This window comes from Citrobacter sp. CK185 (assembly GCF_030333565.1).
Classification (GTDB): domain Bacteria; phylum Pseudomonadota; class Gammaproteobacteria; order Enterobacterales; family Enterobacteriaceae; genus Citrobacter_B; species Citrobacter_B koseri.
The window spans coordinates 208,407-232,051 of the sequence record NZ_JAOWFR010000015.1 but is presented as its reverse complement, the minus strand read 5'-3'; the positions used below and the strand labels follow the sequence as shown (position 1 = coordinate 232,051).

Below are 23,645 nucleotides of genomic sequence, written 5' to 3'. Positions count from 1 at the left end.
ATGTTGTCGCCCGGCATTACCATCTCTACGCCTTCCGGCAGTTCGATGGTGCCAGTCACGTCAGTTGTACGGAAGTAGAACTGCGGACGGTAGCCTTTGAAGAACGGAGTATGACGGCCGCCTTCGTCTTTGGACAGGATATAAACTTCAGATTCGAACTTGGTGTGCGGCTTGATGGAACCCGGCTTAGCCAGTACCTGACCACGTTCGATTTCTTCACGTTTGATACCACGCAGCAGAACACCTACGTTCTCACCAGCACGGCCTTCGTCCAGCAGTTTGCGGAACATTTCAACGCCAGTACAGGTAGACTTCGCAGTCTCTTTGATACCAACGATTTCAACTTCTTCGCCCACTTTGATGATACCGCGCTCTACACGACCGGTAACAACGGTACCACGACCGGAGATGGAGAATACGTCTTCGATCGGCAGCAGGAACGGCTTGTCAATCGCACGCTCTGGTTCCGGGATGTAAGAATCCAGGTAGCCAGCCAGTTCGATGATTTTCGCTTCCCACTCAGCTTCGCCTTCCAGCGCTTTCAGAGCAGAACCACGAACGATCGGCGTGTCGTCGCCCGGGAAATCGTACTGAGACAGCAGTTCACGCACTTCCATCTCAACCAGTTCCAGCAGCTCTTCGTCATCAACCATGTCGCATTTGTTCAGGAACACGATGATGTACGGAACGCCTACCTGACGACCCAGCAGGATGTGCTCACGGGTCTGCGGCATCGGGCCGTCAGTCGCAGCAACAACCAGGATCGCGCCGTCCATCTGCGCAGCACCGGTGATCATGTTTTTAACATAGTCGGCGTGGCCCGGGCAGTCTACGTGCGCGTAGTGGCGAGTCGGGGTGTCGTATTCAACGTGAGAAGTGTTGATGGTGATACCACGAGCTTTTTCTTCCGGCGCGTTATCGATCTGGTCGAATGCGCGAGCAGCACCGCCGTAGGTTTTAGCCAGTACGGTAGTGATTGCAGCAGTCAGAGTAGTTTTACCATGGTCAACGTGGCCGATGGTGCCGACGTTAACGTGCGGTTTTGTACGTTCAAATTTTTCTTTAGACACGGCTATATTCCTTACTATAGTGCTCTCCCCTTCAGGAGAGAGCACGGGACTTAGGTTTTAATCCTGTGGATTATTTACCACGGGCTTCAATAACGGCCTGAGCAACGTTGCTCGGTGCATCATCATACTTCAGGAATTCCATAGTGTATGATGCGCGACCTTTGGTCAGAGAACGCAGCTGAGTTGCATATCCGAACATTTCAGACAGCGGTACTTCAGCGTGGATCTTAACGCCAGTAACTTCGGATTCCTGACCGCGCAGCATACCGCGACGACGGCTCAAGTCACCAATTACGTCACCGGTGTTCTCTTCCGGCGTTTCTACCTCAACCTTCATGATCGGCTCAAGCAGAACAGGTTTCGCTTTCTTAAAGCCTTCTTTAAAGGCAATAGACGCAGCCAGTTTAAACGCCAGTTCAGAGGAGTCAACGTCATGGTAAGAACCGAAGTGCAGACGGATACCGATGTCAACAACCGGATAACCAGCCAGCGGGCCTGCTTTCAGCTGCTCCTGGATACCTTTATCAACGGCCGGGATGTATTCGCCAGGGATTACACCACCCTTGATGTCGTTGATGAACTCGTAGCCTTTCGGGTTGGAACCCGGCTCCAGCGGGTACATGTCGATAACAACATGACCGTACTGACCGCGACCACCAGACTGCTTGGCGTGTTTACCTTCGATATCGGTAACTTTCGAGCGAATCGCTTCGCGGTAAGCAACCTGAGGTTTACCGACGTTCGCTTCAACGTTGAATTCACGCTTCATACGGTCAACGATGATGTCGAGGTGCAGCTCACCCATACCGGCGATAATGGTCTGGTTAGATTCTTCGTCAGTCCATACGCGGAAAGACGGGTCTTCTTTAGCCAGACGGCCCAGAGCCAGACCCATTTTTTCCTGGTCAGCTTTGGTTTTCGGTTCTACTGCGATGGAGATTACCGGCTCAGGGAATTCCATACGTTCCAGAATGATCGGCGCGTCCGGATCACACAGGGTGTCACCCGTAGTTACGTCTTTCAGACCGATAGCAGCAGCGATGTCGCCCGCGCGAACTTCTTTGATCTCTTCACGTTTGTTAGCGTGCATCTGAACGATACGACCGAAACGCTCACGTGCAGATTTCACGGAGTTCAGTACGGTATCACCAGAGTTAACCACACCAGAGTACACACGGAAGAAGGTCAGGTTACCCACGAACGGGTCGGTAGCGATTTTGAATGCCAGTGCAGAGAAAGGCTCATCATCGCTAGCATGACGCTCAGCCGGAGTATCTTTACCGTCGTCCAGGATACCGTTGATCGCAGGTACGTCAACCGGGGATGGCAGGTAATCAATTACCGCATCCAGCATCGCCTGAACACCTTTGTTCTTAAATGCAGAACCACAGGTTACCAGGATGATTTCGTTGCTCAGAACACGCTGACGCAGAGCTTTTTTGATCTCTTCTTCAGTCAGTTCTTCGCCACCCAGGTATTTTTCCATCAGCTCTTCAGAAGCTTCCGCAGCGGACTCGATCAGGTTCTGGTGCCATTCTTCAGCCAGTTCCTGCATGTCAGCCGGGATATCTTCGTAAGTGAAGGTAACGCCTGCATCTGCTTCGTTCCAGTTGATGGCTTTCATTTTCACCAGGTCAACAACACCGGTGAACGCTTCTTCAGCGCCAATCGCCAGTTGCAGCGGAACAGGGTTCGCGCCCAGACGGCTTTTGATCTGACCAACAACTTTCAGGAAGTTCGCACCCATACGGTCCATTTTGTTAACGAACGCAATGCGCGGAACTTTATATTTGTTTGCCTGACGCCATACGGTTTCAGACTGCGGCTGAACACCACCAACTGCGCAGTAAACCATTACTGCACCATCAAGAACACGCATGGAACGTTCTACTTCGATAGTGAAGTCAACGTGCCCCGGGGTGTCGATGATGTTTACGCGATGCGGTTCATACTGCTTAGCCATACCAGACCAGAATGCAGTAGTCGCTGCGGAGGTGATGGTAATACCACGCTCCTGCTCCTGCTCCATCCAGTCCATGGTAGCTGCGCCGTCATGAACTTCACCGATTTTATGGTTTACACCGGTGTAGAACAGAATACGTTCGGTAGTAGTGGTTTTACCGGCGTCGATGTGCGCACTGATACCGATGTTACGGTAGCGTGCGATGGGTGTTGTACGAGCCATTTGATTCCTCGTTTTATCTTCTAGGCGTTCAATTTAAGTAGCCCAAAGCGGGCTGCTTGCTGGAAGCGCCCGCCTGGTGACTAAAATTCCGAAGGGATTACCAACGGTAGTGTGCGAACGCCTTGTTGGCTTCTGCCATACGGTGAACGTCTTCACGTTTCTTAACTGCAGTACCTTTGTTGTCTGCAGCATCAGTGAGTTCGTTCGCCAGGCGCAGAGCCATGGATTTATCACCGCGTTTACGAGCAGCTTCAACGATCCAACGCATTGCCAGAGCATTACGACGAACCGGACGGACTTCAACTGGTACCTGATAAGTAGAACCACCAACGCGGCGAGACTTAACTTCGACAGTCGGGCGCACGTTTTCGAGAGCTACTTCGAAAGCTTCCAGTTCAGATTTACCAGAACGCTGAGCCAGGGTCTCCAGCGCGCTGTATACGATAGTTTCGGCAGTAGATTTTTTACCATCTACCATCAGGATATTTACAAATTTAGCCAGCAGTTCTGATCCGAACTTCGGATCCGGAAGAATTTTACGCTGACCAATGACGCGACGACGTGGCATGGAAATACTCCGTTGTTAATTCAGGATTGTCCAAAACTCTACGAGTTTAGTTTGACATTTAAGTTAAAACGTTTGGCCTTACTTAACGGAGAACCATTAAGCCTTAGGACGCTTCACGCCATACTTGGAGCGAGCTTGCTTACGGTCTTTAACGCCGGAGCAGTCAAGCGCACCACGTACGGTGTGGTAACGAACACCCGGGAGGTCTTTTACACGACCGCCACGGATCAGGATCACGGAGTGCTCCTGCAGGTTGTGACCTTCACCACCGATGTAGGAAGTCACTTCAAAACCGTTAGTCAGACGAACACGGCATACTTTACGCAGCGCGGAGTTCGGTTTTTTAGGGGTGGTAGTATATACACGAGTACATACGCCACGTTTTTGCGGGCATGCTTCCAGCGCAGGCACGTTGCTTTTCGCAACTTTGCGAGCACGTGGTTTGCGTACCAGCTGGTTAACTGTTGCCATTAAATAGCTCCTGGTTTTAGCTTTTGCTTCGTAAACACGTAATAAAACGGCCTCACACAATATGAGGACGCCGAATTTTAGGGCGGTGTCGAAAAGGTGTCAAGAAATATACAACGATCCCACAATCACCAGGCCATCTGGCTGGGATGCTTAACCGCAAGTCTGACGAAGTCAGTATAGTCAACCCTGACGACACTGTCTGAAATTTGACCGCTCAAACCGCGAGCATCGATATCTTCTTTCAGTGCGTAAACCGTTATGGGGGCGTTACGCAAACTTTCAAGGAAACGGCTACCTTCGATGGCCGCCGTAACGCCATCCTGTAGCAATAAAAGCGCATCGCCTTCTTTGCACACGCGAAGAAGCGCGGAAACGTCACTGAGCCATGCGGAACGATATAATGTATGCAGGATAGTCACGTCAGAACCTCAGGATAACATCATAATTGTCCAGTTCACCGCGCAACGCTTCAGGTTCAAGCGGCGTCGCATCCACAATGAAACTCGCCCCCGTCTCCAGACCGCGCTCACGCAACGAGGCGGCGCACAGCCAGCATTGCTCGATATCGTACAGCCCCAGCAGTTTGAAGGTGGCGATGTAATCCCGCGCCAGCACGACGTCAGGCGTTTGTCCCGAAAGAATCTGAAAAACGCCGTCGCCGATAAAAAAGACGCCAGTCTCTTCCGTCAGCGCCGACGTCGCCAGTAACGCATCCAGTCCTTCGCGGCCCGACGCGCTGCCGTGCGGCGTGGTGGAAAATACAAAAGCAATACGTTTCATCAAAACTGCACCACGCGATCGCAGGTCAGGGAGGCTTCCGCCAGTGCGCCAAGCCCGCTCAACGAAAACCCTGGCTGTAAGTTGGCTGATGCCAGCGCCAGCCTTTTTGCTTCGGTCTCATCCACAATTCCGCGACGCAGCGCCGCCGCAACGCAGATATTCAACGCGACGTCATGCTGCGCGCCCAACTGCTGCCATGCGCGCACCAGGTCGAATTCATCGCTGGCCGGAGAGGTCAACTGGTTGGCGTTATACACGCCTTCCTGGTAGAAAAAGACGCTGCTCAGCTCATGCCCTTCGTTAACTAAGGCATGTGCAAACTGCAACGCGCTGCTCGCTTGCTGCGTTCCGTACGCTGGCCCCGTCACCATAATGGCAAAACGCATTACTTATCTTGCCCCTGGAAGTCGCCGCTTTTGAACTGACGAATATAGAGGTAGACCGTATGTTTGGAGATGTTCAGGCGGTCAGCCACCTGGTTAATCGCATCTTTAATATCGAAGATCCCCTTCTCATACAGATTCAGCACAATCTGACGATTCTTCGCGTTATTAGAGACATTGCGATCGGCATTCACCTCTTCAATGGTGAATTCCAGCGTCTGGGTGACCAGATCCTCCACCGAGGAGGCAAAGTTCACGGCGGAACCCACTTCCGGCGTTTCCGGCGGAATAAAGGTATTCATAATCTGCGAGAACGGCACATCAAGGTTCATGTTGATGCACAGCAGACCAATTACGCGATGCTCGCGGTTGCGAATGGCAATCGTCACTGACTTCATCAGGACACCGCTTTTCGCGCGTGTGAAGTAACACTTCGATACGCTGCTATCCGCACCCGTCATATCATGCAGCATGCGCAATGCAAGGTCAGTGATCGGCGAGCCAATTTTGCGCCCCGTGTGTTCACCGTTGGCAATGCGAATGGCTGAGCATTTCAAATCCTGCAAAGAGTGCAATACGATTTCACAATGGGAACCAATGAGCATCGCTAACCCGTCCACCACCGCTTCGTAGGATTTCAGAATATCAAAGTCGGTTTGATCGAAAGGACGTTGATCCAGTAAGTCAAGCTCACTGGTTTCGTTGGTTAAAAGCGACCTGGTCATGAAAAAAAACACTCCTTTTCAGGAGCCTGTCGTTATGTTTTCAGGGCAGGCTCATTATTTACGCGGATGATTAAATTAATACAGCGGGGGTTCCGCTTTCCAGTATTAATTATATCCGGCCTGCAATAAAAAAACCGCCGCCATGACAGGCGGCGGTTCTCAGTTTTTATTTTTTAGCAGCATCTGTCGATTTGGCGTCGGCCGCTGCGTCTGGTTTCGCATCGGCTTTCGGCGCCGGTTTGATGTCCAGCAGCTCTACATCGAATACCAGCGTGGAGTTAGCCGGAATACCCGGAACGCCCGTTTTACCGTAGGCCAGATCCGGTGGGATAACCATCTGGATCTTACCGCCTTTCTTAATGTTCTTCAGGCCTTCAGTCCAGCCCGGGATCACGCCGTCCAGACGGAAAGAGAGCGGTTCGCCACGGGTGTAGGAGTTATCGAACTCTTTACCGTCGATCAGCGTACCTTTGTAGTTAACCACAACGGTGTCGCTGTCTTTTGGCGCTTCGCCAGTACCGGCTTTCTCTACTTTATAAACCAGACCTGTTGAAGAGGTTTTCGCCCCTTTCTCTTTAGCAAATTTCTCGCGGAACGCTTTACCTTTCGCTTCGTTGTCAGCGGCGTCTTTTTCCATCTTCGCCTGAGCGGAGGTCTTCACGCGCGCTTCAAATGCCTGCAAGGTCTGCTCGATTTCCTGGTCAGACAGTTTGCTCTTGTCTGCAAATGCATCCTGGACACCCGCGATCAGCTGATCTTTATCCAGTTTGATCCCCAGTTTTTCTTGTTCCTTCAGGGAGTTTTCCATGTAACGACCCAGCGAAGCGCCCAGCGCATAAGCAGATTTCTGGTCGTCATTCTTGAACGCGGCTTTGCTGTCAGCAGTTGCAGCTGGTTTCGCGGCGTCCGCAGCGAAAGTGAGCGGTGCATGCAGAGCAACGGCCATCGTGGTCGCCAGCAGCGTTACTTTAAACAGTGATTTCATCCATATCTCCAGGGCCGGGGCATCTCACCCCAGGGTTAACTTACATGAGAAGCGTACTATAAAACGTTGTAGAACAAATCAACATACGGACACGCCCTATTATCACCCCTTTTCAGACTCTTTTTGTTTAAATTAGTTTCGTAGAGGGCGAATGAGTGCTGTGTAATCCGATAAAGTTCAGTAGAATCCGCCGCGACCCAAGAAGTGCCGGAGACAACAAGAGAGGTGAATCATGCAAGATATAACGATGGAAGCTCGCCTGGCTGAACTGGAGAGCCGTCTGGCGTTTCAGGAGATCACCATTGAAGAACTCAACGTAACGGTGACCGCGCACGAGATGGAGATGGCGAAACTACGCGATCATCTGCGCCTGCTGACGGAGAAGCTTAAAGCCAGCCAACCGTCGAATATCGCCTCGCAGGCCGAAGAGACGCCGCCACCGCATTATTGAGACGTAAAAAAAGCGGGATATTCCCGCTTTTTTGTGCCAGATGGCGGCGTAAACGCCTTATCCGGCCTACTGTAGCCCTGATAAGCGCAGCGCCATCAGGCATTACAGACGATTAATGGCAACCACAGCCGCCGTTACCGCCACAACCACCTTTGCCATGCTCATGACCGTGGTCATGATCGTGGCCGTGGCCGCCGCAGCAACCGTCGTGACCGTGGTCGTGGTCATGGTCGTGACCGTGCGCGCCGTGAACGTGGCCATGAGCCAGTTCTTCTTCGGTCGCTTCGCGGATCGCCACAACTTCCACGTTAAATTTCAGGTTCTGGCCAGCCAGCATGTGGTTACCGTCAACCACAACGTGGTCGTCTTCCACTTCGGTAATTTCTACCGGTACCGGGCCCTGGTCAGTTTCCGCCAGGAAACGCATGCCAACCTGCAACTCGTCAACGCCCATGAAGACGTCTTTAGGCACGCGCTGCACCAGGTTTTCGTCATACTGACCGTAAGCGTCGTTCGCGCCAACAGCCACATCGAATTTGTCGCCAACGTCGTGACCTTCCAGCGCTGTTTCCAGGCCAGAGATCAGGGAACCGTGACCATGCAGGTAGTCCAGCGGCGCACTCACCGGAGACTCATCAACCAACACACCGTCTTCTGTACGTACCTGATAGGCCAGGCTGACCACCAGGTCTTTTGCTACTTTCATGATATCTCCTGAGCATGGGAAGAATAGTGGCGCAGATTGTAGCGGAATTCTGCACCCGTGTACCCACTAGCTTAAAAAAACCTGCGGCATATCGCTAGTCTGGATGAAAAATCCCGATCACTTGCTCTTCTTTGCGAACGTGCTCGCGGGCCGCTTTATCGGCTTCACGCATCTGATGACCGCACTTAACACACTCAACAATATCGACATTATTTTCGCGCCACATCGCCATTGAATCCTGCGCCTGGCAGGCCGGACACGTCGCCCCTGCAATAAAACGTTTACGAATCGCCATACCTACCCTCTACTCAAACTCATCCCAGCCATCCAGCTGGCGCCGCTCTTGCTGCATCTCTCGCTGGAAAATCTCCTCCAGTTCGCGTCTGGCCTCTCTGGCACGAGAAATTTGCACCATATCGGTATGCATCGGAATAAGCTCCCTTAGCATACGCATATCCAGCCGACGGAAATGCAGTTGCGCACGCTGCGCCTGGTGTGGGTGCATCCCTAACGACACCAGCGTCTTACGCCCCAGCTCCAGCGCGCTGGAAAAAGTCTCGCGGGAAAACTGCGTGACACCCGCCTGTAATAACTCATGCGCTTCCACACGTCCGCGCGCTCGCGCAAGAATATGCAAATGCGGGAAATGCTGCCGGCATATCTCCACCAGCTTCATGGTGTCTTCCGGTTCATTACAGGTAATGACGATAGACTCCGCCGCTTCCGCTCCCGCCGAACGCAGTAGCTCCACCTGAGTCGCATCGCCGTAATACACTTTGTAGCCGTATTTTCGCATCAGGTTAACGGCGCTGATATCGCGCTCCAGTACGGTGATGCGCATTTTATTCGCCATCAACAAACGGCCAATTACCTGACCAAAACGCCCGAATCCCACGACAATCACCTGCGGTTTATCATCATCCACCCAGGGCTTTTCATCTTCCTCTTCCGGGCCGTTAAGCTGTCTGGAGAGCCATTTATCGACGAGCTTCATCAGCAGTGGCGTGGTCATCATCGACAACGTTACAGTGACCAGCAGCAGCGACATCTGGTCACCCTGAAACAGCCGCTGGGACGAGGCGGTGGAAAAGAGCACAAACGCGAACTCGCCCCCCTGACTCAGCACGCCCGCAAACTGCATCCGCTCCGAACTCCGAATCCCGTACAGACGCGCCAGCAGATAAAGCACCAGCGTTTTCACCGCCACCAGCACGATGACGCTCACCGCTACCCACAACAGGTGGGTATAGAGCACGCCAAGGTTTAACGACATCCCCACGGAGATAAAGAACAACCCCAGCAGCAGCCCTTTGAACGGATCGATGGCCGTTTCCAGCTCATGACGGTATTCGCTTTCCGCCAGCAGCACGCCTGCGATAAACGTACCGAGCGCCATCGACAGCCCCAGCGCATCCATAAATAAAGCAGACCCCAGCACCAGCAACAGCGTGGCGGCAGTAAACACTTCACGCACGCCGGAATCGGCGATAAAACGGAACACCGGGCGCAGCAAATAGCGACCGCCAATCAGCATCCCGGCAAAGGCCAGCACCTTCATGCCGACCTTAATCCAGTCAAAATGTTCATCTGCCGAGCCAGCCAGCAGCGGCACCAGCGCCAACGCGGGGATCACCGCCAGATCCTGAAACAGCAGCACCGAAAAACCCAACTGGCCGGATTCGCTGCGGTTCATCCCCTTTTCCCGCATCAGTTGCAGCGCCATCGCGGTCGATGACATCGCCAGACCAATCCCGCCGATCACCGCCGCCTGCCACGAGAAATCGGTAAGCATCAGCAGCCCGGCCAGCACGACAGCGCTCAGCATCACCTGGGCCGCCCCGACGCCAAAGATAGAGCGACGCAGTTGCCAGAGTTTGGAAGGGTTGAGTTCCAGGCCGATGATAAACATCAGAAAGACAACGCCCAGCTCAGAAAAGTGGAGGATTTCATCAACGTCGCTGATAAATCCCAGCCCCCAGGGGCCAATCGCAATCCCTGCCAGCAAATATCCCAGTACCGCACCAATACCCAGCCGCGATGCCAGTGGCACCGCAGCGACCGCCGCGAAGAGGAACATCACCCCCGCTGTCAATAAATCGGAACCTTCCATTAGCGACCTCCCGCCAGAACAGGGTTTGCCAGCCATTCGCCGTAGGCTTTCGCGTGGCTGGCCAGTTCCTGCTCACTTTGTCGCCTGGCCCAGTAGATAATAATCGGACTCATCCAGTGCATCCGGCACATCGCCGCCGTCAGCTCAAACGGCCGCAGCACATCGGTCATCGGATAGCGGTTCAGCGCGTCGTAGCGATACGCGCTTTCCGGCTCGCCGGTGGTAATCACGCTCCGCCAGTACTTTCCCGCCAGTTGGTTCCCCCCTGGGCCACTGGCGAAACCACGGCTGAGCACGCGGTCTAACCACTCTTTAAGCAGCGCCGGACAGCTATAGGTATACAGCGGATGCTGGAAAACAATCACGTCATGTTCACGCAACAGCGCCTGCTCATGCGCGATATCGATAAAAAAATCAGGGTAGTGCGCGTAGAGATCGTGCACCGTCACATTACTGAGTTGCATGGCCGGTTTAAGCAGCACCCGGTTCGCGACCGAGTCCTGAGATTCTGGATGGGCATACAGCAGCAGTACCTTTGCTGGCTGGGACATCATCCCCCTCCCGGTTATTTTGTGTATCGTTATTGTTTTGGGCTACCATTGCGCTCCGGCGCGGCAGAATGCCCGCATATTACATTATCATAATGATAAATTAACATAGTCTGAACATACGGCGCCTTATGATTGTTTTCTCCTCGTTACAAATTCGTCGCGGCGTGCGCGTCTTGCTGGACAATGCCACCGCCACCATCAACCCAGGACAGAAGGTCGGCCTGGTGGGTAAGAATGGCTGCGGTAAATCTACCCTGCTGGCATTGCTGAAAAATGAAATCAGCGCCGATGCAGGCGGTGTGACCTTTCCCGGTAACTGGCAACTGGCGTGGGTGAATCAGGAAACACCCGCGCTTGCGCAGCCCGCGCTGGAGTACGTGATTGATGGCGATCGCGAATACCGCCAGCTGGAAGCGCAGTTGCACGACGCCAACGAACGTAACGACGGGCACGCCATCGCCACCGTACACGGCAAGCTCGACGCCATCGACGCCTGGACCGTGCGCTCACGCGCCGCCAGCCTGCTCCACGGCCTCGGTTTTAGCAACGAACAGCTTGAACGCCCGGTCAGCGACTTCTCCGGTGGCTGGCGCATGCGCCTTAACCTGGCCCAGGCGCTGATTTGCCGTTCTGACCTGCTGCTGCTCGATGAACCGACCAACCACCTCGATCTTGATGCCGTTATCTGGCTGGAAAAATGGCTGAAGAGCTATCAGGGCACTCTGATTCTGATTTCGCACGACCGCGACTTCCTCGATCCGGTGGTAGACAAAATCATTCATATCGAACAGCAAACCCTGTTCGAATACACCGGCAACTACAGCGCATTTGAAGTGCAGCGCGCGACCCGGCTGGCCCAGCAGCAGGCGATGTACGAGAGCCAGCAGGAGCGCGTGGCGCATCTGCAAAGTTATATCGACCGTTTCCGCGCCAAAGCGACAAAAGCGAAGCAGGCACAGAGCCGTATCAAAATGCTGGAGCGTATGGAGCTTATCGCCCCCGCGCATGTCGATAACCCGTTCCACTTCAGCTTCCGCGCGCCGGAAAGCCTGCCTAACCCGCTGCTGAAAATGGAGAAAGTGAGCGCCGGGTATGGCGATCGCATCATTCTGGACTCCATTAAGCTGAATCTGGTGCCCGGTTCACGCATCGGGTTGCTGGGGCGCAACGGCGCCGGTAAATCAACGCTCATCAAGCTGCTGGCGGGCGAGCTTGCGCCTGCCAGCGGTGAAATCGGTCTGGCGAAGGGCATTAAACTCGGTTACTTCGCTCAGCATCAGCTGGAGTATTTGCGAGCGGATGAATCGCCGCTGCAACATCTGGCGCGACTGGCGCCGCAGGAACTGGAGCAGAAACTGCGCGATTACCTCGGCGGGTTTGGCTTCCAGGGCGATAAGGTCAGCGAAGAGACCCGTCGCTTCTCCGGTGGTGAAAAAGCGCGCCTGGTGCTGGCATTGATCGTCTGGCAGCGCCCTAATCTGCTGCTGCTTGATGAACCGACCAACCACCTTGACCTCGATATGCGTCAGGCGCTGACCGAAGCGCTCATCGAATTTGAAGGCGCGCTGGTGGTCGTCTCGCACGACCGTCACCTGCTACGCTCCACCACCGACGATCTCTATCTGGTTCACGACCATAAAGTCGAGCCGTTCGATGGCGATCTGGAAGACTATCAGCAGTGGCTGAGCGACGTGCAGAAACAGGAAAACCAGCCTGATGACGCCCCGAAAGAGAACGCCAACAGCGCCCAGGCGCGTAAGGATCAGAAGCGTCGCGAAGCCGAACTGCGTGCCCAGACCCAGCCGCTGCGTAAAGAGATCGCCCGTCTGGAAAAAGAGATGGAGAAGCTGAACGCGAAACTGGCGCAAGCGGAAGAAAAACTGGGCGACAGCGAACTGTACGACCAGAGCCGCAAAGCGGAACTGACGGAATGCCTGCAACAGCAGGCCAGCGCCAAATCCGGGCTGGAAGAGTGCGAGATGGCCTGGCTGGAAGCACAGGAACAGCTTGAGCAGATGCTGGCCGACTAACTTCGGGAATATGACGATGAATCCGCTGATAACCAACGATATCACCTTTCGCAAGTTAAGCATCTTCATGACGTTTATGGAGAAAGGCAATATTGCCCGGACGGCGGAGGCGCTGGATATCAGCGGGGTCAGCGTTCATCGCGCACTGCATACGCTGGAAGAGAATGTTCGCTGTCCGCTGTTCGTGCATAAAGGACGTAATCTGATCCCGCAACCGGCGGCGTGGACGCTGCTGGAGTATTGCCAGGAGGTCAGCCAGTTGATGGCGCGCGGGCTGGAAGAGGCGCGCAAAACGGCAGGGATCGGCCAGGGGCGTCTGCGCGTGGGTACGCTCTACTCTCTGACGCTGGAAACCGTCCCGCATCTGATCATGGGGATGAAACTGCGCCGACCAGATCTCGAACTGGATCTGACAATGGGCTCCAACGAAGCGCTGCTGAGAATGCTGGAAGACGGAATGCTGGATGCGATCCTGATCTCCATTTCGGAAAGCGCTATCGATCGCAACAGTCTGGAAGTGCTGCCGCTGTTTCATGACGACATTTATCTCGCCGCACCGGCGACGGCAACGCTTGACACCTCCTCGCCCGCCGATCTGCGTGATTACCGGGATCAGAAGTTTGTCTCACTGGCGGAAGGCTTTGCCACCTATGCAGGCTTCCAGGAAGCCTTTCATATTGCCGGGTTTGAACCAGAGATTGTCACCCGTGTGAACGACATCTTCTCGATGCTCAGTCTGGTGCAGGCGGGTGTCGGTTTCACTCTGATGCCGGGACGCATGAAGAAGATGTACGAGAATTCCGTACAGTTGCTGAAGTTGTCGCAGCCGTACCAGATGCAGCAGCTCATCGCCATTGTCTTCGCCCGCAACCGCGAGCGCGACCCTAATCTGCTGGCGCTGGCCGCCGAAGGGCGCATGTACGCGCGTAGCCTTAATCCGGGCGCCTGATCGCCGGATGGCGGCGCTGCGCGCCTTATCCGGCCTACGGGGGTTGTATGTTGACCGGGATCGCCGGATGGCGACGCTACGCGCCTTATCCGGCCTACAACGGGTGCGAGTCGTAGGCCCGATAAGCGCAGCGCCATCGGGCAACCGCACTAGCCTCTAAGCCGTTTTGCCAGATGCACCGCGACATCCACCCCGCTGCGTTCCAGCGAAACAGACTCACCTTCCCACTCCGCCTGTCGCGTTAAGCAAGTCAACACGCCGCCGGGCGGCATTTCAATCGCCAGCCGCGCCTCGCGCTCGTTGGCGGAGATCGCCGCGTCCTGCCAGCGCACCGTCCGCGCCATGTTCATCGCCAGGTCGTCAGCAATACGTTCCGGCTGCCACAGCACACGCCCGGTGCTACCGCTGAGGTATGCACAGCGCGGACGGGAGAGCGTCACATGACGGAACGCCTCCACCAGCCGCTGCGCCGGTTCCGCCAGCAGAGCGCAGTGCGACGGCACGCTCACCGCCAGACGGTGGGCTTTACTCGCGCCTTTATCCAGCGCCCGCTTCGCAACATCCGCCATCGCCTCATCGCTGCCGGCAATCACAATCTGGGTTTCCGCATTCAGGTTAGCGATAAAGGTTCCACTGCCTGCAACCAGCGATTCCACCTGCGGCAAGGTCAGCCCCATAATCGCCGTCAGGCCGTAACCGTGCGGATACGCCTGCTCCATCAAATCACCGCGCAGGGCCACCAGCGTCAGCGCGTCGGTAAACTCCAGCGCTCCGGCGATCACCGCCGCTGGATACGCGCCGATGGACAGGCCGCTGACAATATCCGGCGCAACGCCGCGACGTTCCAGCTCGCGCGCCCACGCCACCCCGGCAATCAGCAAAGCAAGCTGTACCGCCCGGGTGTGTTGCAGCGCGTCCGGGGTATCAAGCGTATTCGCCTCCGCCCCCAGCACCTCACGCGCCAGCGCTAACTCCGTTCCCGGAAGGTTTTGCAGCATACCTGCATGCTGCGTCCCCTGCCCCGGAAAGGTAAACAGGATTTTCATTTACTCCTCCCTGCGCCACGGGTCGCTGACCAGCCGCGGCCCCTGCGACGTTTTTAACAGCGCTTTGCCATCGCGCAGCCATTCGTTCAGCGCAAACGCGCCGTGCGGCGTTTCCACCTGGGTATCCGCACGGCAAAGCCCGCCCGTCAGTTGCTGCCGCCATTTCTCCAGCAACTCGCGAGAGAGCGGCTGCCGGGCGCGAATCAGCAAATCCAGATCGCTTGCGGCGTGGATCACCGGGAGCCCGGTCGCCAGCGCGTAGCCGGTACTGCCGGTAATCCCCCACGCCCACGGCCATGCCTGTTGCGTCAGTAATAAAGCCACCTGAACCGGTGGCTGCGAGATAAAGGGCGAGCGCAGCAGCATCTGTGGGTCAACCAGCGATTCCGGCGTACAGACGCGGGTAATGGCGTCCGGTTGAGCCCAGCCCGCCGCGCGCTGGTCGCGCTTTATGCCGCGAACGCCGACGGGAATGCGCCCCTGCGCATCAACATCACGCCGCACCACCACCGGCAGGCGGGTATGCCAGACGTCATCCACCCAGGATTCCGTGACACCTTCCAGCGCGCTCCGCGCGTTAAGCCAGATAAGATCGTGGGGGCGTAATGTTGTGTTCATGCTTTAGAGTCCTGAAGTCAGCGAGATAAACAACGGCAGCGACAGGATACACAGGACCGAGCTTAACAGCAGCACGGCTTCTGCATCCGGCGACTGCACGCCGAAGCGGTTACCGAACACCACGCCGAAGAAACCGGCAGACAGCGCAATCATCAGGATAGCGGTGATCGCCACCGAGCCATGCAGGCCGAAAATCAGCACGATCCCCCAGGCAATCGCCGGTTGAATCAGCAGCTTGGCAATGGTGGAGGTAATAACCATCGTGTTGATCTGCAACTTACGCGCAGAAAGAATCACCCCGGTCAGGAACAGCGCCGCCGCAGTGGCGGCCAGGCCCAGCGGTTTGATCGCCGCCAGCACCAGCTCCGGCATCTTGATACCGATAGCGGAGAGAATAACCCCCAGCAGCGGCCCCATCACGATCGGTTTCTTGATTGAACGCCACATCAGCACCGGCAGCATCGACAGGGTAGAACCTGAGTTGCCGCCTTCCGCACGCGCCTTCTCACGCTCCAGAATCAGCAGGCAGAACGGCGTCATCAGCACGGAACCGCAGGCGATGGAAACCGCGACGGAGAGCGACGTTGACGGCCCTTCGCCCAGCACGCTACCGAGAATCGGCAGGCCAAGCGCGGCATAGTTTGGCAGAGCGACGGTCAGGGTCAGCACGGCCGCATCCTGCGGTGATTTTTTAAATACCTTCGTTGCCAGAAAATAGATAGCGGCGTAGGTGATCCACATCGCCAGCGTCAGCACCAGAATCAGCGGCGACTGCGCGACAATACCCGTCCAGGGCGTTTGTACCGTGGCGCTAAACAGCGCAGCGGGGAGTGCAAAATCCATGACGAAAATGTTGAGCAGGGAAACATTCTTGTTATCAACCATTTTGGCCTTCCCGGCCCAGAACCCCAGCAACATGATGACAAAAATCGGTGCAAGAGCATGAACAATCACGTAAGTCATAAATCACCTGTAATGAATAAAAGAGTTAGCACGGACGCGATGATTATTATTTTCAGGATGCAGGTCGCCTCACGGACGCAACGGGCGCGCCCGTGGGGTTATGCATCTGGCAGGTCTCTTTTACTTACCAGCTCGCCCGCATGCGTTCGCGTACAAGAGCAGAACTACGACGATTGTCGGCACCCAGACGGTTTTTCAGCGTCGGCTCCTGACGAGCATCGCTGATGGCCTGTTGCAGAGTGGCCGTCACCAACGTCAGATCGTTTGCCGAAGGGGCATCTGGATTACTGATATCCAGCAGACTGGAGAGCAGTCCCAGCGTGGCGTAGTTACTGATGTCGTACGCCATCGGCGGAATAGTGGCCGCCAGTTTTTCCAGCGACTCGACGGTACGCAGGGTGATACGTGCCGCAGACTCTTTGCCCATCGCGTGGATCAGCACGCCTTTGTCGTTGAAGGCAATCAGACGGTTGGCCTGATAACCGTGCGCCAGAAACGCGCCGGACATCGCTTTGCCGACGATAAGGCCAATCACCGGATGTCCTGCCAGACGCGCATTGGCATACGCCGCTACCGCACCGGCCAGCGCCTGGTGAATACCAAAGCCTTCTTCACGGCGACCGTAGGCCTGGCTGGGCACATCAATCACCGCCACGATCGGGCGCTTAACAGCGTTGTCAGCATCGGCAGCCACGGTTTCGCTGACTACTTTTGCAAGCGTCCAGCCTTCCAGCAGACCAACCTCGCCTTTTGCGGCGCGTGGGTAATGGTTGTTAGCATCCGGCACTACCGCGATAAAGCGCGCCGTTTCACCGTTCAGTTCACCGTCTGCGGCCTGCACGGAGGGGCACAGCCCTTCGAGCCGTCTGGCGTTCGGTACGAGGGCTTGCAGCCATAACTCGCCACGGCTTATTGCGTTACTCATCATTTCACCTCCCGGGCAAAGAGCGCGTTAATCTGTTCTGAATCGGCCTGTTTGCGGGTGTCGAACTGGCTCAGACGGTTCAGGTAATCGTCGTAGTTATCGGTGCGGTGTTTTGCCGGAACGCCTTTCGCCAGCGCATCGTTCATCGCCGCTTTCACCGCGTTGACGCCATCGCCAACCAGCGCATCCACCAGCCCGCTTTGATAGCGCACTTCGCCACCGGTCATGCTCCAGATAAACGGGCGGTCACGGGAGTCATACTCTTCAATCCCGGCTTCCTGTTCGATAACCTGCGGGCCGTTCAGGCCCAGACGCGCTTCGCGAGTGACAATCAGATAGCTACACAGCGCAGCGGCAATAGACATCCCGCCGAAGCAGCCGACAGTCCCCGCCACAATGCCGACCACCGGGGTATAACGACGCAGGTCAACAATCGCCGCGTGGATGTCGGCAATCGCCGCCAGGCCGAGGTTGGCTTCCTGCAAACGCACGCCGCCGGTTTCCAGGCTCAACACCGCCTGCGTCGGAATACCGTTACGGTTATCTTCCGCCGCCAGCTCCAGCGCCGCCGCCATTTTAGCGCCGGACACTTCGCCCATGCTGCCGCCCTGGAATGCGCCCTCAATCGCCACAACCACCGCCGGTTTGCCGTTAATAGTGCCTTTCGCCACGACCATGCCGTCATCGGCCTGCGGCACGATGCCCTGCGCGCCCAGCCACGGCGACATCACGCCTTCAAACGGGTCGAGCAGTTCGCGGTAGCTGCCTTCATCCAGCAGCGCATGGGCGCGCTGACGCGCTTTTAATTCGATAAAACTGCGGTCATCACGCATAGCTCACCTCTTCAAATACCTGTTCGATACGAATGCGCGCTACGCCCGGCGTCGCGCCGAAGTCGTGGATGGTCAGTTTGCCTGCCGGCAGGCTGCTGACCGTTTGCAGACGGGTAAACAGCGCTTCCCAGCGGCTGCGGCTGTTATCGACGGAAGTGGTGATATCAATGGTTAACGTCTGGCCCTGGTCGGCGGTGAATAACACCTCCATATCCCCGGAGCCGACAACCCCTGCCAGCGCCCTGCCGCGTAATGCGCGGCTGGCTGGCACGGTCAATGTGATTTTTTCCATAACATCCTCTTAATGCTTTGAATAAGACGTTTCGACGCGATCGAGAAACAGGGTGGCGGCGAGCAAGTCCGCCGCGCCGCCCGGCGAGGCGTTCAGCGCCAGCATCTGACGGTCTAAACGGGCCAGCGCCTGCGCCCCTGCCGGGTGCGCGCTGCCGCCCGCATGGAGAACGGCGCGCGCGCCGTGCTGCATGGCATCCAGCCCCTCCATCCCGGCGCGAGAAAGTACGCAGGTGTCGGTCAGCGAGGTCATGATGGCCATCAGCGCATCCAGCCGGGCGTGCATTTCACTGCTGCCGTTCTGTCGGCTTAGCCGAAGCTGCGGCAGCGCACGCTGCATAATGTGTGGAAACGCCTGCTGTGCCTCTTCTCTGGCGCCCGGTACGCGATAACGGTGGGTGGCGCGCAGCCCTTTACTGAAGACTTTCGGCGCGGCGTCATCCGGCAATTTTGCCAGTTCAGCGGCGGTTGCCGTCACCTGCTGCGCCCTGCCCGCGCCGCCGTGCATCGCCACGGCGCTCACCAACAGCCCCAGCGCCCAAATCGCGCCACGGTGGGTGTTCACGCCGCCCGTTGCCGCCATCATCTGCTGCTCGCCTTCGCGACCGAGTCGCCCTATGGTTTGTCTGAGCGCAATATCAGCCGGACGCCGCCAGCTTTGTTGCGCCAGCGCCTGAAACGTGGAGGTCAGGCTGTGCGCCGAGCGCTCCATCAGCGCAAGCGATAAATCGTGGTGCGCGCCGTTCCCCCGACTGTCCACCAGACCGGGCTTCGGGCTTAATCGTGCTTCGTCGATCAGACACTGCGTGGCGGTTCGCGCCAGCCATTCGGCACCGCCTTCAACCTGAATCCGGGGCAGAAGTTTCATTACCAGCTCCGAAATTTCGCAGGTGGGTTGTAGAGACCCCCGGACCATTCCACCAGGTCGGCAACGCTACCGGCCGCCAGCAGAGAACGGGTGGCGTCGGTACGACGAATGCCCATATCTTCCGGGTAAACCACCTTGCCGCTCTGACGCAGTTCGGCGACGCGCCGGGCGTCTACGCCCAGACCGATGTCGGTGATACCAGCCACCGCCGCAACCATCGCGCGACGCTCTTCCAGACTTTCCGCCCGGTAGAGATAAGCGATACCTTCTTCGGTCAGAACGTGGGTCACGTCGTCACCGTAGATCATCACCGGCGCCAGCGGCATACCGGAGGCTTTCGCCACATCAACCGCGTCCAGTTTTTCCACGAAGGTCGGTTTCACGCCCGCCTGGAAAGTTTCCACCATCTGCACCACCAGCTTTTTACCGCGCTGCATGGGGTCAGGTTCGGTGATCATATTCAGCCAGGCCGGGGTAGCATGACGGCGACCGTGCGGGTCGTGGCCCATGTTTGGCGCGCCGCCAAAGCCGGACAGACGACCACGAGTCACCGTTGAGGAGTTAGCCAGGCCATCAACCTGCAACGTGGAGCCGATAAACATATCGACCGCGTACTGACCCGCCAGCTGACAGAAGGCGCGGTTAGAACGCATGGAGCCGTCGGCGCCGGTAAAGAACACGTCAGGACGGGCGCGGATGTACTCCTCCATCCCCAGCTCGCCGCCGAAGCAGTGCACGCTTTCCACCCAGCCGCTTTCAATCGCCGGGATCAGCGTCGGATGCGGGTTCAGCGTCCAGTGTTTACAGATTTTGCCGCGCAGACCGAGTTGCTCGCCCCAGGTCGGCAGCAGCAGTTCAATAGCGGCGGTGTTGAAGCCGATACCGTGGTTCAGCGACTGCACCTGATGCTCTGCGTAGATGCCTTTAATGGCCATCATCGCCATCAGGATATGTTCCTGTTTGATCAGGCGCGGGTCGCGAGTGAACAGCGGTTCGATAAAGAACGGTTTGTCGGCAACCACCACGTAGTCGATCCACGAGCCCGGAATATCGACGCGCGGCAAGTCGCACTCGTCGTCCACCAGTTCATTCACCTGTGCGATAACGATGCCATCGTGGAATGCGGCGGCTTCCACCAGCGCCGGGGTATCTTCGGTACTCGGCCCGGTGTAGAGGTTGCCTTTGCGGTCAGCTTTGTAACCGGCAATCAGCGCCACGTTTGGCGCCAGGTCGACATAAAGACGGGAGTAAAGCTCGATGTAGGTGTGGATGGCGCCAATTTCCAGCAGGCCATCTTCCAGCAGTTGCGAGATGCGCAGACTTTGGGTGCCGGAAAAAGAGAAGTCCAGCTTGCGGGCGATACCCTTTTCGAAGATATCGAGATGCTCGCTGCGCCCAACGCTTGGCATGATCATATGCAGGTCATGCACTATCTGCGGGTTGACCTCCGCCAGCATGCGGGACAGGAAATCTGCCTGCTTCTGGTTATTCCCTTCTAATACCACGCGGTCACCCGGCGCGATCAGTTTTTCCAGCATTGCGGTCAGGTCTGCGGTTGGCAGCACCTTGCCCTGTACCGGAACGGAAGCCAGACGCCGCTGCTTCTCGGTACGGCGCATGTTCCAGACTCGTGCTGGCGTTTGCCCAGATAACATTATTAACCTCCTGATTCAGCTAATCATTTTGATTGCTTAACACTGGAAAGAGTGTGCGCCCTGGTGAGAAAGTCATCAATTAAGCGTAGAGAGGAATCATTAGCCTGAGAGTAATAATTTGAGTAATGAATTGTGATTAAGATCAGCGTCAGGAAGGTGTAAATCCGCTCCTCCTGCCTCATTTTCATAAACACCAGGGGAAAGTGACGGTATAGTAGGCGGCAGATTTAAAAAAACATCGCATAATTTATGACTCAAATAACCTCCCCCGACCTTGATATCACTGGTCACGATAGTGCGGAGTTCGTGCCAATGCGCGGTATCCGCAACCGCCACCTGCAAACCATGCTGCCGCGACTCATCCGCCGCAAGGTGAAGTTCGATGCGCACTGGCAACGTCTGGAATTACCGGACGGCGATTTTATCGATCTGGCCTGGAGTGAAGATCCGCAGCACGCGAAGCACAAACCGCGTCTGGTGGTTTTTCACGGCCTGGAAGGCAGCCTGAACAGCCCGTACGCTCACGGGCTGATTGAAGCGGCGCAAAAGCGCGGCTGGCTGGGCGTGGTCATGCACTTTCGCGGCTGTAGCGGCGAACCGAACCGGCTGAACCGCATTTATCACTCCGGCGAAACGGAAGACGGCACCTGGTTTTTACACTGGCTACAGCGCGAGTTTGGCGCCGTCCCCACCGCCGCCGTCGGCTATTCGCTCGGCGGAAATATGCTGGCGTGTCTGCTGGCGAAAGAAGGCCGCGAGATCCCAATTGACGCGGCGGTCATCGTTTCCGCTCCCTTCGTGCTGGAAGCGTGCAGCTATCATATGGAAAAAGGGTTTTCCCGCGTTTATCAGCGCTATCTGCTCAATCTGCTGAAGGCCAACGCCGCGCGCAAGCTGGCGGCATACCCCGGCACACTGCCGATTAATCTGGCGCAGCTCAAATCCGTGCGCCGGCTCCGTGAATTTGACGATCTGATCACCGCGAAAATTCACGGCTTTGCCGACGCGATAGACTATTATCGTCAATGTAGCGCCATGCCGATGCTCAACCAGATCGCCAAACCGACGCTCATCATTCACGCGAAAGACGATCCGTTTATGGATCATCATGTGATCCCGAAACCGGAAAATCTGCCGCCGCTGGTGGAGTATCAGCTCACCGAGCATGGCGGGCATGTTGGATTTATCGGCGGGACGCTGCGTCGCCCGGAAATGTGGCTGGAGTCGCGGATTCCCGACTGGCTGACAACGTATCTGGAGGCGTCATCATGATGATCCCCTGGCAAGAGCTGTCTTCTGAGACGCTGGACAATTTGATCGAAAGCTTTGTGTTGCGTGAAGGCACCGATTATGGTGAACATGAACGTTCGCTTGAGCAAAAGGTCGCCGACGTCAAACGACAGCTACAGTGCGGAGAAGCTGTTCTGGTGTGGTCTGAGCTGCACGAGACGGTCAATATTATGCCGCGTGGACAGTTTCGCGAATAATCCGCCGCTGACGGCCGACTATACTAAAACTTTTGTTGATTCATGGAGTTGTTATGTCTGCCAAACATCCGGTGATTGCGGTAACAGGATCCAGCGGCGCGGGGACCACGACCACCAGCCTCGCGTTTCGAAAAATTTTCGCGCAGTTAAATCTGCGCGCAGCCGAGGTGGAAGGCGACAGTTTTCATCGTTACACACGCCCCGAAATGGACATGGCGATCCGCAAAGCGCGCGACGCCGGGCGGCATATCAGCTATTTCGGCCCTGAAGCCAACGACTTCAGTCTGCTGGAACAAACTTTTATTGAATACGGACAGACGGGCAAAGGCCAGGCGCGTAAGTATCTTCATACCTACGATGAAGCCGTGCCGTGGAATCAGGTGCCGGGGACGTTTACCCCGTGGCAACCACTGCCGGAACCCACCGATGTGCTGTTTTATGAAGGGCTGCACGGCGGCGTGGTAACGCCGCAGCATGATGTCGCGCGTCATGTCGATCTGCTGGTCGGCGTAGTGCCGATCGTCAACCTGGAGTGGATTCAAAAGCTGATTCGCGATACCAGCGAGCGCGGCCACTCCCGCGAGGCGGTGATGGATTCCGTTGTCCGCTCAATGGATGACTACATTAATTTCATTACGCCGCAGTTTTCCCGCACCCACATTAACTTCCAGCGCGTGCCCACCGTCGACACCTCCAATCCCTTCGCCGCGAAAGGCATTCCTTCGCTGGACGAAAGTTTTGTGGTCATTCATTTCAGAAATCTGGAAGGGATTGATTTCCCGTGGCTGCTGGCGATGTTGCAGGGGTCGTTTATTTCCCATATCAATACGCTCGTGGTGCCGGGCGGCAAAATGGGGCTGGCGATGGAGTTGATCATGTTGCCGCTGGTTCAGCGACTGATGGAAGGGAAGAAAATCGAATAATCTGTTCGCTGTTTGCCGGATGGCGGCTAACGCCTTATCCGGCCTACAAGGTGCGAATTCGTAGGCCTGATA

27 protein-coding genes are annotated in these 23,645 nt (G+C 56.4%); 6 read left to right on the top strand and 21 right to left on the bottom strand.

Annotated elements, in window-relative coordinates:
• From tuf to fkpA, 9 genes are all read right to left on the bottom strand, one after another.
• The coding region (gene tuf / locus OGV79_RS03335; protein ID WP_286467362.1) for an elongation factor Tu at positions 1 to 1,070 on the bottom strand (1,070 nt) is incomplete at its 3' end.
• Positions 1,071 to 1,140: 70 nt separating this feature from the next.
• Positions 1,141 to 3,255 carry an elongation factor G gene (gene fusA / locus OGV79_RS03330; protein WP_012135435.1) on the bottom strand — a complete coding sequence of 705 codons (2,115 nt, stop codon included), beginning with the start codon at positions 3,253 to 3,255 and terminating at the stop codon, positions 1,141 to 1,143.
• 97 nt (positions 3,256 to 3,352) lie between these two features.
• Positions 3,353 to 3,823, bottom strand: a complete 471-nt coding sequence (gene rpsG / locus OGV79_RS03325; RefSeq protein ID WP_002920113.1) for a 30S ribosomal protein S7 — start codon at positions 3,821 to 3,823, stop codon at positions 3,353 to 3,355.
• A gap of 96 nt (positions 3,824 to 3,919) precedes the next feature.
• Positions 3,920 to 4,294, bottom strand: a complete 375-nt coding sequence (rpsL, locus tag OGV79_RS03320; RefSeq protein WP_000246815.1) for a 30S ribosomal protein S12 — start codon at positions 4,292 to 4,294, stop codon at positions 3,920 to 3,922.
• Positions 4,295 to 4,419: 125 nt separating this feature from the next.
• Positions 4,420 to 4,707 (bottom strand): sulfurtransferase complex subunit TusB, encoded by a 288-nt coding sequence (tusB, locus tag OGV79_RS03315; RefSeq protein ID WP_200075949.1) that lies wholly within the window; start codon positions 4,705 to 4,707, stop codon positions 4,420 to 4,422.
• Between the two features lie 7 nt (positions 4,708 to 4,714).
• Positions 4,715 to 5,074, bottom strand: coding sequence for a sulfurtransferase complex subunit TusC (gene tusC, locus OGV79_RS03310; RefSeq protein WP_012135437.1), 360 nt, complete (start codon positions 5,072 to 5,074; stop codon positions 4,715 to 4,717).
• Positions 5,074 to 5,460 carry a sulfurtransferase complex subunit TusD gene (tusD, locus tag OGV79_RS03305; RefSeq protein ID WP_047460815.1) on the bottom strand — a complete coding sequence of 129 codons (387 nt, stop codon included), beginning with the start codon at positions 5,458 to 5,460 and terminating at the stop codon, positions 5,074 to 5,076. The genes tusC and tusD overlap by 1 nt, the downstream gene beginning before the upstream one ends.
• Positions 5,460 to 6,182: a helix-turn-helix transcriptional regulator gene (locus OGV79_RS03300; RefSeq protein ID WP_012135439.1), complete on the bottom strand. Its 723-nt coding sequence runs from the start codon at positions 6,180 to 6,182 to the stop codon at positions 5,460 to 5,462. Before OGV79_RS03300 ends, tusD begins: the two co-directional genes overlap by 1 nt.
• A 166-nt stretch (positions 6,183 to 6,348) precedes the next feature.
• Positions 6,349 to 7,167, bottom strand: a complete 819-nt coding sequence (gene fkpA / locus OGV79_RS03295) for an FKBP-type peptidyl-prolyl cis-trans isomerase (RefSeq protein WP_012135440.1) — start codon at positions 7,165 to 7,167, stop codon at positions 6,349 to 6,351.
• Between the two features lie 232 nt (positions 7,168 to 7,399).
• Between fkpA and OGV79_RS03290 the strand changes: the two genes are divergently transcribed.
• Positions 7,400 to 7,618: a protein SlyX gene (locus OGV79_RS03290; protein WP_012135441.1), complete on the top strand. Its 219-nt coding sequence runs from the start codon at positions 7,400 to 7,402 to the stop codon at positions 7,616 to 7,618.
• 112 nt (positions 7,619 to 7,730) lie between these two features.
• Here OGV79_RS03290 and slyD read toward each other — a convergent pair whose 3' ends face one another.
• The 4 genes from slyD to kefG all read right to left on the bottom strand — a co-directional run bounded on the left by slyD (position 7,731) and on the right by kefG (position 10,985).
• Positions 7,731 to 8,324 carry a peptidylprolyl isomerase gene (gene slyD / locus OGV79_RS03285; RefSeq protein WP_041851431.1) on the bottom strand — a complete coding sequence of 198 codons (594 nt, stop codon included), beginning with the start codon at positions 8,322 to 8,324 and terminating at the stop codon, positions 7,731 to 7,733.
• Positions 8,325 to 8,418: 94 nt separating this feature from the next.
• On the bottom strand, positions 8,419 to 8,619 hold the full coding sequence (locus OGV79_RS03280) for a YheV family putative zinc ribbon protein (RefSeq protein WP_047460809.1): 201 nt from the start codon (positions 8,617 to 8,619) through the stop codon (positions 8,419 to 8,421).
• Positions 8,620 to 8,628: 9 nt separating this feature from the next.
• Positions 8,629 to 10,434: a glutathione-regulated potassium-efflux system protein KefB gene (gene kefB, locus OGV79_RS03275; protein ID WP_012135445.1), complete on the bottom strand. Its 1,806-nt coding sequence runs from the start codon at positions 10,432 to 10,434 to the stop codon at positions 8,629 to 8,631.
• Positions 10,434 to 10,985, bottom strand: a complete 552-nt coding sequence (kefG, locus tag OGV79_RS03270; protein ID WP_024131006.1) for a glutathione-regulated potassium-efflux system ancillary protein KefG — start codon at positions 10,983 to 10,985, stop codon at positions 10,434 to 10,436. Before kefG ends, kefB begins: the two co-directional genes overlap by 1 nt.
• A gap of 128 nt (positions 10,986 to 11,113) precedes the next feature.
• Between kefG and OGV79_RS03265 the strand changes: the two genes are divergently transcribed.
• Both OGV79_RS03265 and OGV79_RS03260 read left to right on the top strand, forming a co-directional pair.
• Entirely contained in the window at positions 11,114 to 13,015 is a 1,902-nt protein-coding gene (locus OGV79_RS03265) for an ABC transporter ATP-binding protein (protein WP_012135447.1), read from the top strand.
• Between the two features lie 16 nt (positions 13,016 to 13,031).
• On the top strand, positions 13,032 to 13,964 hold the full coding sequence (locus tag OGV79_RS03260; RefSeq protein WP_024131007.1) for a LysR family transcriptional regulator: 933 nt from the start codon (positions 13,032 to 13,034) through the stop codon (positions 13,962 to 13,964).
• 149 nt (positions 13,965 to 14,113) lie between these two features.
• Here OGV79_RS03260 and mdcH read toward each other — a convergent pair whose 3' ends face one another.
• The 8 genes from mdcH to mdcA all read right to left on the bottom strand — a co-directional run bounded on the left by mdcH (position 14,114) and on the right by mdcA (position 21,163).
• Positions 14,114 to 15,010, bottom strand: a complete 897-nt coding sequence (gene mdcH, locus OGV79_RS03255) for a malonate decarboxylase subunit epsilon (RefSeq protein WP_047460795.1) — start codon at positions 15,008 to 15,010, stop codon at positions 14,114 to 14,116.
• Complete coding sequence (locus OGV79_RS03250) at positions 15,011 to 15,628, bottom strand: malonate decarboxylase holo-ACP synthase (protein ID WP_286467354.1); 618 nt, start codon at positions 15,626 to 15,628, stop codon at positions 15,011 to 15,013. It abuts the gene before it with no gap.
• Positions 15,629 to 15,631: 3 nt separating this feature from the next.
• Positions 15,632 to 16,591: an AEC family transporter gene (locus OGV79_RS03245; protein WP_012135451.1), complete on the bottom strand. Its 960-nt coding sequence runs from the start codon at positions 16,589 to 16,591 to the stop codon at positions 15,632 to 15,634.
• Between the two features lie 124 nt (positions 16,592 to 16,715).
• Positions 16,716 to 17,516: a biotin-independent malonate decarboxylase subunit gamma gene (gene mdcE, locus OGV79_RS03240; protein ID WP_286467386.1), complete on the bottom strand. Its 801-nt coding sequence runs from the start codon at positions 17,514 to 17,516 to the stop codon at positions 16,716 to 16,718.
• Entirely contained in the window at positions 17,516 to 18,349 is an 834-nt protein-coding gene (locus OGV79_RS03235; RefSeq protein WP_200026950.1) for a biotin-independent malonate decarboxylase subunit beta, read from the bottom strand. Before OGV79_RS03235 ends, mdcE begins: the two co-directional genes overlap by 1 nt.
• Positions 18,342 to 18,641: a malonate decarboxylase acyl carrier protein gene (gene mdcC / locus OGV79_RS03230; protein ID WP_047460783.1), complete on the bottom strand. Its 300-nt coding sequence runs from the start codon at positions 18,639 to 18,641 to the stop codon at positions 18,342 to 18,344. Before mdcC ends, OGV79_RS03235 begins: the two co-directional genes overlap by 8 nt.
• Positions 18,642 to 18,650: 9 nt before the next feature.
• On the bottom strand, positions 18,651 to 19,508 hold the full coding sequence (locus OGV79_RS03225; protein WP_110493732.1) for a triphosphoribosyl-dephospho-CoA synthase: 858 nt from the start codon (positions 19,506 to 19,508) through the stop codon (positions 18,651 to 18,653).
• Positions 19,508 to 21,163, bottom strand: coding sequence for a malonate decarboxylase subunit alpha (gene mdcA / locus OGV79_RS03220; protein WP_286467320.1), 1,656 nt, complete (start codon positions 21,161 to 21,163; stop codon positions 19,508 to 19,510). Before mdcA ends, OGV79_RS03225 begins: the two co-directional genes overlap by 1 nt.
• A gap of 249 nt (positions 21,164 to 21,412) precedes the next feature.
• Here mdcA and OGV79_RS03215 point away from each other — a divergent pair, with 249 nt between their 5' ends.
• Genes OGV79_RS03215 through OGV79_RS03205 form a run of 3 tightly spaced genes read left to right on the top strand, consistent with a single transcriptional unit; the run spans position 21,413 to position 23,573 of the window.
• Entirely contained in the window at positions 21,413 to 22,435 is a 1,023-nt protein-coding gene (locus tag OGV79_RS03215) for a hydrolase (RefSeq protein WP_012135458.1), read from the top strand.
• Positions 22,432 to 22,650: a YheU family protein gene (locus OGV79_RS03210; protein WP_047460774.1), complete on the top strand. Its 219-nt coding sequence runs from the start codon at positions 22,432 to 22,434 to the stop codon at positions 22,648 to 22,650. Before OGV79_RS03215 ends, OGV79_RS03210 begins: the two co-directional genes overlap by 4 nt.
• Before the next feature lie 53 nt (positions 22,651 to 22,703).
• Entirely contained in the window at positions 22,704 to 23,573 is an 870-nt protein-coding gene (locus tag OGV79_RS03205; protein WP_012135460.1) for a phosphoribulokinase, read from the top strand.
• The last annotated feature ends 72 nt before the right edge of the window (positions 23,574 to 23,645 follow it).

Excerpts from the sequence above, each read along its gene's own strand:
- kefB (WP_012135445.1), bottom strand. The coding sequence starts at position 10,434 with ATGGAAGGTTCCGATTTATTGACAGCGGGGGTGATGTTCCTCTTCGCG.
- OGV79_RS03290 (WP_012135441.1), top strand. The coding sequence starts at position 7,400 with ATGCAAGATATAACGATGGAAGCTCGCCTGGCTGAACTGGAGAGCCGT.
- fkpA (WP_012135440.1), bottom strand. The coding sequence starts at position 7,167 with ATGAAATCACTGTTTAAAGTAACGCTGCTGGCGACCACGATGGCCGTT.
- rpsG (WP_002920113.1), bottom strand. The coding sequence starts at position 3,823 with ATGCCACGTCGTCGCGTCATTGGTCAGCGTAAAATTCTTCCGGATCCG.
- rpsL (WP_000246815.1), bottom strand. The coding sequence starts at position 4,294 with ATGGCAACAGTTAACCAGCTGGTACGCAAACCACGTGCTCGCAAAGTT.
- mdcE (WP_286467386.1), bottom strand. The coding sequence starts at position 17,516 with ATGAGTAACGCAATAAGCCGTGGCGAGTTATGGCTGCAAGCCCTCGTA.
- tusD (WP_047460815.1), bottom strand. The coding sequence starts at position 5,460 with ATGCGTTTTGCCATTATGGTGACGGGGCCAGCGTACGGAACGCAGCAA.
- OGV79_RS03210 (WP_047460774.1), top strand. The coding sequence starts at position 22,432 with ATGATGATCCCCTGGCAAGAGCTGTCTTCTGAGACGCTGGACAATTTG.
- OGV79_RS03205 (WP_012135460.1), top strand. The coding sequence starts at position 22,704 with ATGTCTGCCAAACATCCGGTGATTGCGGTAACAGGATCCAGCGGCGCG.
- tusC (WP_012135437.1), bottom strand. The coding sequence starts at position 5,074 with ATGAAACGTATTGCTTTTGTATTTTCCACCACGCCGCACGGCAGCGCG.
- OGV79_RS03265 (WP_012135447.1), top strand. The coding sequence starts at position 11,114 with ATGATTGTTTTCTCCTCGTTACAAATTCGTCGCGGCGTGCGCGTCTTG.
- slyD (WP_041851431.1), bottom strand. The coding sequence starts at position 8,324 with ATGAAAGTAGCAAAAGACCTGGTGGTCAGCCTGGCCTATCAGGTACGT.
- OGV79_RS03235 (WP_200026950.1), bottom strand. The coding sequence starts at position 18,349 with ATGCGTGATGACCGCAGTTTTATCGAATTAAAAGCGCGTCAGCGCGCC.
- fusA (WP_012135435.1), bottom strand. The coding sequence starts at position 3,255 with ATGGCTCGTACAACACCCATCGCACGCTACCGTAACATCGGTATCAGT.
- mdcH (WP_047460795.1), bottom strand. The coding sequence starts at position 15,010 with ATGAAAATCCTGTTTACCTTTCCGGGGCAGGGGACGCAGCATGCAGGT.
- OGV79_RS03250 (WP_286467354.1), bottom strand. The coding sequence starts at position 15,628 with ATGAACACAACATTACGCCCCCACGATCTTATCTGGCTTAACGCGCGG.
- OGV79_RS03260 (WP_024131007.1), top strand. The coding sequence starts at position 13,032 with ATGAATCCGCTGATAACCAACGATATCACCTTTCGCAAGTTAAGCATC.
- OGV79_RS03280 (WP_047460809.1), bottom strand. The coding sequence starts at position 8,619 with ATGGCGATTCGTAAACGTTTTATTGCAGGGGCGACGTGTCCGGCCTGC.
- mdcC (WP_047460783.1), bottom strand. The coding sequence starts at position 18,641 with ATGGAAAAAATCACATTGACCGTGCCAGCCAGCCGCGCATTACGCGGC.
- OGV79_RS03245 (WP_012135451.1), bottom strand. The coding sequence starts at position 16,591 with ATGACTTACGTGATTGTTCATGCTCTTGCACCGATTTTTGTCATCATG.
- OGV79_RS03215 (WP_012135458.1), top strand. The coding sequence starts at position 21,413 with ATGACTCAAATAACCTCCCCCGACCTTGATATCACTGGTCACGATAGT.
- mdcA (WP_286467320.1), bottom strand. The coding sequence starts at position 21,163 with ATGTTATCTGGGCAAACGCCAGCACGAGTCTGGAACATGCGCCGTACC.
- OGV79_RS03300 (WP_012135439.1), bottom strand. The coding sequence starts at position 6,182 with ATGACCAGGTCGCTTTTAACCAACGAAACCAGTGAGCTTGACTTACTG.
- kefG (WP_024131006.1), bottom strand. The coding sequence starts at position 10,985 with ATGTCCCAGCCAGCAAAGGTACTGCTGCTGTATGCCCATCCAGAATCT.
- OGV79_RS03225 (WP_110493732.1), bottom strand. The coding sequence starts at position 19,508 with ATGAAACTTCTGCCCCGGATTCAGGTTGAAGGCGGTGCCGAATGGCTG.